General features: G+C 32.9%; 13 protein-coding genes. 5 read left to right on the top strand and 8 right to left on the bottom strand.

What is annotated here, in order from left to right; all coding sequences use genetic code 11:
* From HCG76_RS18280 to HCG76_RS18270, 3 genes are all read right to left on the bottom strand, one after another.
* Positions 1 to 285 (bottom strand): transposase (locus tag HCG76_RS18280; RefSeq protein WP_396020944.1); only part of this gene is annotated, 285 nt, incomplete at its 3' end.
* A gap of 107 nt (positions 286 to 392) precedes the next feature.
* Positions 393 to 1,592 carry a sensor histidine kinase gene (locus HCG76_RS18275; protein ID WP_186838494.1) on the bottom strand — a complete coding sequence of 400 codons (1,200 nt, stop codon included), beginning with the start codon at positions 1,590 to 1,592 and terminating at the stop codon, positions 393 to 395.
* A complete protein-coding gene (locus HCG76_RS18270; RefSeq protein WP_243175849.1) occupies positions 1,589 to 2,269 on the bottom strand; it encodes a response regulator transcription factor in 681 nt (226 codons plus the stop codon). Before HCG76_RS18270 ends, HCG76_RS18275 begins: the two co-directional genes overlap by 4 nt.
* A gap of 116 nt (positions 2,270 to 2,385) precedes the next feature.
* Here HCG76_RS18270 and HCG76_RS18265 point away from each other — a divergent pair, with 116 nt between their 5' ends.
* From HCG76_RS18265 to HCG76_RS18255, 3 genes are read left to right on the top strand one after another with little or no spacing between them, the layout of a single operon-like run.
* Positions 2,386 to 2,526 carry a CD1871A family CXXC motif-containing protein gene (locus HCG76_RS18265; RefSeq protein WP_005214034.1) on the top strand — a complete coding sequence of 47 codons (141 nt, stop codon included), beginning with the start codon at positions 2,386 to 2,388 and terminating at the stop codon, positions 2,524 to 2,526.
* Positions 2,519 to 3,406 carry a 4Fe-4S binding protein gene (locus HCG76_RS18260; protein WP_005214035.1) on the top strand — a complete coding sequence of 296 codons (888 nt, stop codon included), beginning with the start codon at positions 2,519 to 2,521 and terminating at the stop codon, positions 3,404 to 3,406. Before HCG76_RS18265 ends, HCG76_RS18260 begins: the two co-directional genes overlap by 8 nt.
* Before the next feature lie 30 nt (positions 3,407 to 3,436).
* The gene (locus tag HCG76_RS18255; RefSeq protein WP_221701703.1) at positions 3,437 to 4,381 is read left to right on the top strand and encodes a TlpA disulfide reductase family protein; all 945 of its coding nucleotides are present in this window, start codon (positions 3,437 to 3,439) and stop codon (positions 4,379 to 4,381) included.
* A gap of 242 nt (positions 4,382 to 4,623) precedes the next feature.
* Here the strand turns inward: HCG76_RS18255 and HCG76_RS18250 are convergent, their stop codons facing one another.
* Positions 4,624 to 4,914: a hypothetical protein gene (locus HCG76_RS18250; protein WP_243175848.1), complete on the bottom strand. Its 291-nt coding sequence runs from the start codon at positions 4,912 to 4,914 to the stop codon at positions 4,624 to 4,626.
* Between the two features lie 522 nt (positions 4,915 to 5,436).
* Here HCG76_RS18250 and istA point away from each other — a divergent pair.
* Both istA and istB read left to right on the top strand, forming a co-directional pair.
* On the top strand, positions 5,437 to 6,762 hold the full coding sequence (gene istA / locus HCG76_RS18245) for an IS21 family transposase (RefSeq protein ID WP_221701702.1): 1,326 nt from the start codon (positions 5,437 to 5,439) through the stop codon (positions 6,760 to 6,762).
* The gene (gene istB, locus HCG76_RS18240) at positions 6,725 to 7,483 is read left to right on the top strand and encodes an IS21-like element helper ATPase IstB (RefSeq protein WP_221701701.1); all 759 of its coding nucleotides are present in this window, start codon (positions 6,725 to 6,727) and stop codon (positions 7,481 to 7,483) included. The genes istA and istB overlap by 38 nt, the downstream gene beginning before the upstream one ends.
* Here the strand turns inward: istB and HCG76_RS18235 are convergent.
* The 4 genes from HCG76_RS18235 to HCG76_RS18220 all read right to left on the bottom strand — a co-directional run bounded on the left by HCG76_RS18235 (position 7,457) and on the right by HCG76_RS18220 (position 11,276).
* Positions 7,457 to 7,786, bottom strand: a complete 330-nt coding sequence (locus tag HCG76_RS18235; protein ID WP_221719016.1) for a helix-turn-helix domain-containing protein — start codon at positions 7,784 to 7,786, stop codon at positions 7,457 to 7,459. The genes istB and HCG76_RS18235 overlap by 27 nt on opposite strands.
* A gap of 83 nt (positions 7,787 to 7,869) precedes the next feature.
* On the bottom strand, positions 7,870 to 8,463 hold the full coding sequence (locus HCG76_RS18230; protein ID WP_221701699.1) for a recombinase family protein: 594 nt from the start codon (positions 8,461 to 8,463) through the stop codon (positions 7,870 to 7,872).
* A 265-nt stretch (positions 8,464 to 8,728) separates the two neighbouring features.
* The gene (locus HCG76_RS18225; protein ID WP_221701698.1) at positions 8,729 to 10,825 is read right to left on the bottom strand and encodes an ABC transporter ATP-binding protein/permease; all 2,097 of its coding nucleotides are present in this window, start codon (positions 10,823 to 10,825) and stop codon (positions 8,729 to 8,731) included.
* 67 nt (positions 10,826 to 10,892) lie between these two features.
* Positions 10,893 to 11,276: a hypothetical protein gene (locus HCG76_RS18220; RefSeq protein WP_221701697.1), complete on the bottom strand. Its 384-nt coding sequence runs from the start codon at positions 11,274 to 11,276 to the stop codon at positions 10,893 to 10,895.
* Positions 11,277 to 11,508: the final 232 nt, after the last annotated feature.

Here is an 11,508-nt window from a genome sequence, read left to right as displayed (position 1 = left end):
TCCATTTTCTCTACAGTATTTTCCAAGGTCGCTTTCAGACATAGTGTATGTTTCCATAACTATTAAAAATTTCTCTCTTGATGATATTGTTTTATTAGATGTGCCAGTACCTTTTATTTTGGAAACTGATCCTTTAGTCTTCCAAGTGGCAAGGGTTGACTTGCTTATTCCAGTTTCTAATGATAATTTTGAAGGGGAAATGCTTTCCGGTGGTAACATTCTTGCTATGAACTTCTCTTTTTCTTCTTTGGTATATCTTCTATTTTTACTATTATCTCTTGTCATAGATTATCTCTCCTTATTGTATCTCTTACGAGAATACCATTAATCATTCTCTACGACAACTATCTTAACACCCAGGGAATATCAATCGACTGTTTATCATCGGATAATTAAAATAAACCAGATTTTATATTCCCTTCTATACTCATTCTCACTTCAAATGTCATTCCACCCTGCTCATTTCCATAAACCTCGATCTTCCCGCCATGCTCCCGCACGATATCACGCACCATTGCAAGTCCGAGACCCACCCCGCCAAGCTCACGGCTTCTTGACTTATCCACCCGGAAGAACGGTTCAAAAATCTGCTCTCTAAATGTCTCATCAATTCCATTTCCCGTATCTGCAACCGTCAGAACAACTTCATTCTTCTTTCTCTCTGCCGATACCGTAACACTTCCATCCGTATGATTATATTTGATCGCATTTTCTATAAGATTATAAAGCATCCGATAGATCAGTATATCACTTCCTGTCAGAACCAAATCTTCAGCTTCACTCTCTTCTTTTTCATCTCTCATACTCTGCGACTTCTGTATCAGTTCAACGTTCTTCTCTTGCGCCAGCGGTTCCAGATCTGTCAGCACTTCCTCTATCAACCCGTGAAGTTCAATCTTGTCGTTGCGTGCTACCGTCTGCAGTTCACTCATATCCAAAAGTGTACTGACTAGCTTGCTAAGACGCTCGTTCTGTTCTGTCACCATCTGAATTGTCTCTTCCGCCGCCTCTCCACTCTTCGAATAATCCATCGTATGATAGAGATCTAGCTGTGCTTGGATTAATGCCAAAGGAGTCCTCAACTCATGCGCTGCATTTCCGGTAAACTGACGTTGCATCTCAAATGATTTCGAGAGACGCAAAAGCATTTTGTTATAAGAAGTACGAAGTCTATCTAGTTCTAAGATCTTATTTTCTTCAATCGTATAATCCGTCAGATCCTGTGCCTGGACTTTTTCTACCGTCTCTGAAAATTCTCCGAGTGGTTTCAATGCCTGGCCACTGACAAAATAAGTCACTGCTCCGCCAAACAACGCCACAACAGCAGTAATCAGGAGACTTCTGTTTCTATAATCAAATTTTGAATTATAAATCTTCGTGGCAAACTGAGCCGCAAAATCATCCCACTCATTATCCGGAATGTCAATGTACACCTCTTCCGGTGTTCCACTTTGATAGGTAACCGTCTCCTGAAGCGCGTCAAAATAATAGACTCCGTTCTTATATAAAAGAAATGTAAGACATCCACACAACACGGTGATCAGCACTGTCGTCAAAATCGTCAGTCTCCACTGAAGTGATATTTTTCTCATGCTTTTCCATATCCTCCTATATTATAACCTTCACCGATCTTATTCACGATCGGATCATAACCGAGTCCCGCTTTCAGCTTCTTTCTCAGAGAAGACATATGCACTCTGATAGAACTACTGAAACTGTCCAAAGAAGAATCCCAGACATGCTCGATCAACTCTTCCTGACTGACCGGTCTTCCCTTATTCAGAAGAAGGTACTCCAGGATTCCGTTCTCTTTCCTTGTCAATTCAACCAGATTTTCCTTTGCATACGCTACCCGCTCTCTTGTATCAAAACGAAGGTCGCCGCATTCCAAACAGACATTTTTCTGTATGAATTTTCTTCTTGTCAGACTTCTCACACGAGCTTCCAGTTCTTGCAGGTGAAATGGTTTTTCCATATAGTCATTCGCTCCTGCATCTAGCCCATCAACCTTATCTGCAATCTGACTTCTAGCAGACAAAATCAGTACCTTTGTCTCTTCATTTTCCTTACGAAGTTCTCTGAGAATCTCCATACCGTCCATCCCCGGCAAGTTAAGATCCAGCACGATCAGATCATACATTTCCGCATAGATCATGTGCAATGCTTCCTCTCCGTCATTGCACACGTCTACCTCATACCCAGCCTGGTGCAGACTTTTCGCAATTATACCACACAATTTCTTTTCATCTTCAACAACTAATAATCTCAATTTATTTTTCTCCATTTTCTTAACAAGAATTTTACACCCCCTATTGTATAATGCAAATATCGAAAGGTCAATAAACTGACTTTGAACATTGAAACAACATTGAAAGGAGTATTTTAATGAGAGCTGAAAAAGCAACACAGATTCTTTTACTTTCAGCAGGTCTTGTACTTTTCCTTGGCGGAATCTTCCGCGGAGAAGCTGCTGTTGTACTTAGTAAGGCAATAAAATTATGTATGGAGTGTGTCGGAATTGGATAAGAAAATAAAATCAAACAAAAACTTTCTAGTCCGCTTCCGCGGATGGATTCAGGCAGCTGCAACGCTGCTGACCAACATTCACATCCCGAATCTATTTAAAGGGAAAATCTATCAAGGAAATGTAAAGACACTGTGTGTACCGGGGCTGAACTGCTACTCCTGTCCTGCTGCCACAGGCGCATGCCCGATCGGAGCTTTCCAGGCTGTAGTCGGTTCTTCAAAATTCAAGTTCACCTACTACATCACCGGATTTTTTATCCTGTTAGGAGTGCTGTTAGGACGATTTATCTGCGGTTTCCTCTGTCCATTTGGATGGTTTCAGGATCTGCTGCATAAGATTCCAGGCAAGAAATTTTCCACCACAAAACTGAAACCTCTGCAATATCTAAAATACGTGATCCTGCTCGTTTTTGTGATCCTGCTTCCGGCATTTGTGACCAATTCACTTGGTATGGGAGATCCTTTCTTCTGTAAATACATTTGCCCACAGGGTGTACTCGAAGGTGCGATTCCACTGTCACTTGCCAACTCAGGAATCCGTTCTGCACTCGGACATCTTTTTACATTTAAATTCACGATCCTTGTGCTTTTCATTGTCCTGAGTATCCTGTTTTACCGTCCATTCTGTAAATGGATCTGCCCTCTTGGGGCCATTTATTCTCTGTTCAACAGAGTATCATTTCTTAAGATCCAAGTGGATCATGAGAAATGCGTAGGCTGCCAGAAATGTAGTCGTGTCTGCAAAATGGATGTCAATGTGGTAGACACACCTAATCATCCGGAGTGTATCCGTTGCGGAGAATGTATGAAAGCCTGTCCGACTGATGCGCTCTGCTATCATTACGGATTTTCAAATAAGAAACAGACTGACAGTAAATAAAATAAAACCATTAAAAGGAGATTTAAAATCATGAAAAACAAAACACTCAAAATAAACTCAATGAAATTAAAAAAGGTAATTGCTGCATCACTTGCCATTTCCGTGCTTTTTGCATTCACAGGTTGTGGAAGTTCTTCTAATTCTTCATCAACTGACAACAAGAAACAGGAATCCACTTCTACAGCAGACGCTGGCAGTACAGATGAACTGAACGAAAAACTGAATGATCTTTACCAGCAGGAGAATCAGCTCTTTGCTGATCACAAAGAAGCCTGGGACAAAGCATTTGGCTTTATGAGCAAGAACACTTCTGGAGATTCTATGACTGAAAACTATGCGGACTCCCTTGCAAGTGCAGTAGACTCAAACAAAGATTCTTTCTCAGAAGAAGAGTATGATACCCTAAGCAAAGACATTGAAACAATCCGCGGTATCGAAAAAGAGATTGCAAAGCTTGAGAAAAAGATTTCTGCCTCTAAATCCTCAGATAGTGCTTCCTCCAAAACTGATGAATCCACAGACGTGTTCCATGATTTCAAAGGGAAAGATCTGGATGGAAATGCCGTAGATGATAGTCTTTTCGCTAATAATAAAGTCACAGTTGTAAACTTCTGGTTCAGCGGATGTAAACCTTGCGTCGGAGAGCTCTCTAAGCTGAATGAGTTAAACGAGACACTTAAGGAAATGGGCGGTGAAGTTGTCGGTATCAATACAGACACATTAAATGACAATCAAGATGGTATCAAAGAAGCGAAGGAAATCATGAAAGCACAGGGGGCTTCCTACAAGAACCTGACTTTCGATTCTGATTCAACAGTTGGAAAATATGCCGGAAACATCATGGCATTCCCTACAACAGTTCTTGTAGATAAAGACGGAAATATCGTTGGTAAGCCTCTGATGGGTGGAATCGATGATCAGTCAAACTACGATCAGCTGATGAAACAAATCCAGTCCGTGATCGATCAGAAATAATTTATCTTATAAATAAGGATTGCTATCACTATTTTGGTATTGATTGAAATTTATATTTTGTTAAACAAATCAAAAAAATATAACAGTTAATTAGTAGCTACCACTGCTATGTATGCCGCCACTATGGATAACGCCATAACGGCGGTTTTTCAATGCCTATCGGCTATCTCTCTCAAAGGATTTCTTACGCTATTTTTGCGGTGGTTTCTGCTTGTTTCATTCTTGTATCTCTCGCAAATGTTTTAATACGCTCTGCTTTTCAAGTGGTCTGTGCTGCTCTTTAGCGTCGGCTGTCTATTTCCTGCTGATTTGGTATTCCCACTCAGCAAGGTCACGGTTATACTGTTCCACAACGCTTTTCGTTCTTTGCCTTTGAAAAGCCCCTTTGTATCGGCAAGCTGCTGTTTCAACTGCAGCAGAACTTTATACTGCAAGTTTCTAATTTTTATAGCTTTGTCTTGTACTTTTATCATCAAATTTCGCATATGGCGGAACTCATGTATATCAATATCAAGCGTAGGTTTAGGCTGCATATCTTTTTCTCAGATAAGATTTTGCAGTATTCTCGAAAAGGCTGATAACCTTTAACCCGATGAAGTATGTAGTATGGTGAGGAAAGAAAGAAGAATATGAACTGTTCTCGGACGAGGACGGGGAAACAACTTCTACACCACCGCTCAGCTACGAACAGTATCAGCGGTTAAATGGCTTTCTGAAAAAGAAAGATAATCCTGCACTTCTGCCTATACAGATAGCCTATTATACAGGCTTGCTTATTGAATAGGTCTGTGGTCTAACTTAGTAATACATCAACCCTGATGAACAATACCTAACAGTACGCCGCTGTATGCGTTACAAAGGGACAAGGCATAAAATAGAAATCGGTGCAATAAATCGTAAAAAAATCCGCACCATGGACTGTGAACTGCCCCCCGTCAAGTAGACAGGGTAAATAATAAAAAATTATGATGCTAAGGTATAAATGCTAAGATAAGAATGTACAGAGTGACCAATATTTCTATGTATAACACTAGGTAAAATTTAACACAGTATTAATGGTGATGAATATGATTTATACAACAAACGTTAATACTGAAATAAATTTAAAATCAGTTGAAGATTTATTTAAACTTAAAGTTTTGATTGAGGTTAATAATTTGGAAAAACCTAATTTTAGTGCAATAGCAAGAGATTTAGGAATAGATAGAAGAACAGCAAAAAAGTATTATGATGGGAATATTAAGAAGGATAGAAAACCTAAGAAATCCAAAATAGATGATTTCTATGACATCATTTCGAACCTGCTTTCAGCAGAAAATAAGCAAATATTTTATTATAAATCTCATCTTTATAGATATTTGGTTAGAGAAAAGGGGTTAGATTGCTCAAGGAGCAATTTCAATTATTATATTTTAAAACATGAAAGCTTTGCAGAATACTTTAAACCAAAGAAAAAAAGAGATGCTGTAAAATCGGAAACACCTTTTGGAAAACAAGCACAATTTGATTGGAAAGAAGATTTGAAGTTTTATTTTAAAAATGGTGAGGAATTTATTTTCAATGTCGGTAGTTTAATATTATCAGCTTCTAGATTTAAATATTGGGCCATTTATCCTACTAAATCACAAGCGTGTTTATTTGATTTCTTAGCTAATGCATTAGAATCATTAGGAGGAGTTCCTCAAGAAATATTTATAGATAATGCACCTACTATGATGGATAATGCTAGAACTGAACGTTCTGCCGGTAAAGTTAATCCTAAATTTCAGCAGTTTGCCGATGACTTTGGATTTAATATCGTGCCTTGCGTTAGAGCAAGGCCAAATACCAAAGCAAAGGTTGAAAACCCTATGAGAGTTATAGATGAAATAATGAGTTATAATGGCTTGCTTGACAACGAAGAACAGTTATATGAGAAAATGCAACAGATAACTAATGAGGCTAATTCAAGGATATGTCAAGCTACAGGACCTCCACCAATTTTGGTGTTTAAAAAAGAGAAAGAACATCTTTTACCACTCCCGAATGATAAAATTTGTTCTTACTACAAAAACACAACAATAAATGCGAAAGTAAATTCCAACTCATTATTTCGCTATAAGGGAAATCTTTATTCAGTCCCTATTGATTTTATTGGTAAAACTATTGTTGTTAAAGTTATTGATAATAACCTATATGTCTATTATGGCCCAAAATTAATAACTTTACATACAATTTCTAATCAAAAAGTAAATTATCATGAAAATCATCATTTAGCAATGATGGGATTGACTTTTAAAAATTCAGAACAAGAAGATATTAAGAATTATGCAGCTAAGCATTTAGAGGAGATGAAAAAGTTTAATGAACAGTTATCAACAATTACAGGAGAACTTACGTGAACTTAAATTAACACAAATGAGTCTTCATATAGATGATTATATTAATAAAATAAATGATCATAAAACAAGTATTGTAGATGCTCTATGTGAGTTAACTAGTAAAGAAGTTGAAATTAAAAACTTTAATGCAGCACATGCTATGGTTAAGGTAGCTGGCTTTCCGCACCTGAAAGAATTAAAAGATTTTGACTTTGAGTTTCAGCCAAAAATAAATAAACAACAATTTTTAGACTTTGAAAGTTTGAGGTTTTTAGAAAATAATAGCAGTATTATTTTGATAGGGAATAGCGGCGTGGGTAAAACCCACCTTGCGACCTCAATTGGGATTGCGGCTGCAAAGAAAAGAGTAAGTACTTATTTTATAAAGTGCCAAGATTTAATAGAACAATTAAAAAAGGCTTACTTAGAAAACAAACTTGATGATAGGATAAAACATTTTAGTAAATATAAGCTTCTTATAATTGATGAGATTGGATATTTACCTATTGGTGAGCAAGAGGCAAAAATGTTTTTTCAACTTATAGATAGGCGTTACGAAAAGAAAAGTACAATAGTTACTAGCAATATAAACTTGTCTGACTGGAATCAAATATTTGTGGATAATATGCTCGCTAGTGCTATTTTAGATAGACTTGTCCATCATTCTACTATTGTTAACATTCTAGGAAATTCTTATAGAACTGCTACTGCATTATCAAAAATAGCAGATAAAAACAACTGAACAATTGTACATAAAAATATTGGCACAATTGTTCAAAAAAATATTGACATTAATAAATGAATCTTTTCCATTAATATAATCTTTAACTGCACTAAGCTTGAGTTCAGAACTATAATGAGTATTTTTCTTAATGGTTTTTAATCCTTCCGGGCCGAAGGCTTTATATTTACGTATCCATCCCTGAATACTACTTGGATGTAATCCTAATTCTCTGGCTATACCTATTTGAGATATATTGCCATTTAAATACTCTTCTATAAATTTAAATTTAATTTCATATGATATCTTAGCTTTTCTTCCCATAAAAATTGCTCCCTCTATAGTAATGACAGTTTTATTATTTTAACTGTCTACTATAAAGGGAGCATATCACTTTCTTATTTATACTAATTATTTATCTTTTCTAACTTACGTTTATTATTTTCTCTCTTTAATGTACTTACACTAATACCTATTAATCTCTCAACCTCATTATAACTTTTATCTCCACCATTTACAGATAACATATATAAAGCTAAGTCTATTTGCTCTTTAGTAAACTTTTTAGGTCTACCCTCTTTATATCCATCTTTTCTCCTAGCTATTTCCTTTCCTTCTCGTGTTCTTTCTAAAATCATATCTCTTTCAAATTCAGCAAAAGATAAAAATATATTTCTTATTAATTTGCTTGAAGGAGTATTATCCATTACTCCTATATTGAGTATATTTATTTTTATACCTCTTTCTAGTAACTCTTGCACTAATTTTGTTCCATCTATTAAGCTCCTGGCAAATCTATCTAACTTAGTAACTGTAAAAGTATCACCTTCTTTTAATTTTTCTAATAATATTTTTAGTTGTGGTCTATCATTTGTTTTAGCTGAAAATTTTTCTTCTATAACTTCATCACAACCAGATTCAAATAATTGACATAATTGTTCTTCTAAAGAATTTCCATAACCTTGTTTAGTTGTACTAACTCTTGCATATCCATAATTCATACTTTTCCCTCCATTAAGGTAAAAACTAGTACTAAAATACTAAAATTTATATTATCACTTTTGACCATGATTTTTGACCCTCAATTAAGTATTATTTTATCGTTCATTAAAAATATATGTCAATCAAAAAATATCGTTAGTCCAAAAGTGTTAAGTATTAACACCATAAAATATAAACTACATAATTTATTATTTGAATCACAATAAAAACTACGTAAAATTATAATTTTACGTAGTTTTTATTAAAACTCTAATTTTTTTATACTTAATTTCTCATTAATTTTTCTACTGAAAATTTATTAATAAACCTTACTGAAATAACAGTTGGTAAAATTATTGATAAAATACTCACAAATAAGTTAATTAAAACAATATTTTTATCAAACTTAACTATTGTATAGTTAAAAATTATATTAAATATATTTATTAATATTAAAGATGTAATTATTGATACAATAGTTACATAAATAATATGTCTGAATGACTCTATCATAATGAGCTTCATAAGTTCAAATCTTGTTAAACCATTTGCTTTTAATAATGAAATTTCATATTTTCGTCCCAATGTATTATTCATATGAATTATTGTCATAAGTAGAAAAATTACTATTAATATTATTACTCCAACTAACATCATTATTCTTTTAATATTATTTATCATATCGTTCATACTTTGAATATCTTGATATTTACTTACTGTTTTAAAATTAGGATTTATAGATTCTACTTTATCCATTATTTGTTGAACATCATTATAATTTTTAGCATATATCGTATATGCACTATGTTCCCATTTATCTACAGGTAATTCTATACTATCATATTTATTAAAATTTAATTGTTCTTCTTTAATTATCTGATTTGCTAAATTTATAGGTATAAAAATTATATTATCTCCTTCTGCTGATGTTGTATTTATAACACTTTCATCTAAAATACCAGCAATTCTAAATTCTAGATTTTTCAAATTTGAAATATCTACATCAATATCATATTCAGTATTTTCAGAAGTTAATATAGTTTTATGGTTAGCTACTGGAATACAAATTTTATCCAAACTTAGTATAATTTCATCTTTTAAGTTATTTATTTTTAACATATTAGCTAACTTAGATGTAATATATATTTTTTCTTCGAATTTATCATTAGATTCTTCAATAAGCCTATTACTTAAATTTTGCTCTTCAAAATATGGTATTACCAAAATTTTATCATAATTACTGTCAAGACTATTAAAATTGAATACTTCTTCACTTCCATTTCTTTTAACAGTAACATCACATGAACTTACGCCCTTATTAGATTCAATATCATAACCAATTGATCTAAATTCAAAATAAGGATACATTTTATCTATATTTTTAATTTTTTTTAATGAATCTAAATCTTGATCTTCGATAGATAGATTTTCATTCATATCTATTACCTTGCTTGATGGGAGTGTCCTATTTACAAGAAATATTTCTCTATTTGAAATTTTATTCATTATATCTGATTGTTCTTTAAAAAAAGAATTTCCAAAAATACTTATTACTGAAGTAAACGCAATAGCTATTGCACAAAGATATATCATAATGTTTTTTTGCCATTTTCCTCTTTTATATATTTGCTTAGCGTAATTATAATAAAATTTACAATTTAATTTAGTAGTATCTAAACATTTAAAAATATACTTATTATTCAGCGATTTATCAATTTCCAAATTATTAATTCCCTTAATAATATTAATAGTTTTATCTTTTATCTCATAAACTATATCACACTCACTCTTTACATTTGAATTATGTGTTGCTATTACTACCTTACTACTTCCATTACTAACTATTTCTTTAAATATATTCATTATTGTATTTGTATTCTCTTCATCAAGTGATGCAGTAGGCTCATCAGCAATTATTAATTCACACTTTTTAGCTAAAACACATGCAATTGCTAACCTTTGTTTTTCACCTCCTGATAACTGCCTTGGATATATATTTTCATCTATATCTAATTTTACATAACTTAAATACTCTCTAATCTCTTCGCTCTTTATATCTACTCCTGCAATATTTGCAGCAAGTCTAATATTCTCTGCAACGTTTAATTCTTCAATTATGCTATTATCTTGAAATATATAACCAATATTAGTTTTTTTTATATTACTTATTTCTTTTTCATTAAATAGATCTAAGCTTATTCCATCATAAACATATCTATAATCCTTGTTTGAAGAAATTAATCCAATAAGATATAATAAGGATGTTTTTCCAACCCCACTTTCACCTATAATTCCTGTTATTTTTCCATCAACTATATTTATGATACCATTATTAATTAAATCTTTATCATATCGTATATTTATTTTATTTAATTCTATCATGTAGCTACCTCACTTAAATTAGTAAAATTAACTCATAGTTATCTATTAATAATTTAAAATTTAATTTTTAATACACATGTGTTATTGTTCTAGTTTTAGTTTGCCACTCAAATGAATTTCCTGCGAAATAAGCATCTGAATATGCTGTATATGTTCCTTGAGCATATCCAGTTGTTCCTACCTTATAGCTAGATGTTGATAAATCTTTAAACCCATTTGGATAATGAGCATGTTTTGACGGGAAACTCATACTATATACATCGCCATTACTATCATTTCCATGTGATCTGAAATGAATTTCAGCACAAGACTCATTAGTAATTTCATGAAGTTTACACTTATATGAGTGGAATGTATCATTTGTTATCTCTCTCGCATTAGTATTAATATTAGGTATCGCAATTATCCCTAATAAAAAAGCACATGAAATTATTTTTGATATTTTTTTCATTATTAATCCCCCTTTTATAGATAACTATGAATTTTTTACTATTTATTCCATTTTCTCATATTTTTTGAATTATGCCAATATACTTTTATTTACTAATTATTTTATAAAAACTATTTTATTAAACTATCTCTTATATTTTAAAATGCAAAAAAAATGGGGCTGTATCAAAATAACTTTTGATACTAGCCGAATAAGAAAGGGAGGATTCGAATTCGAATCCTCCCTTTTGCAC

The sequence above is a fragment of the Clostridium sp. K13 genome, from assembly GCF_019734195.1.
In the GTDB taxonomy this organism is placed as follows: domain Bacteria; phylum Bacillota; class Clostridia; order Clostridiales; family Clostridiaceae; genus Clostridium.
This window is presented reverse-complemented; position numbering and strand designations above follow the sequence as displayed.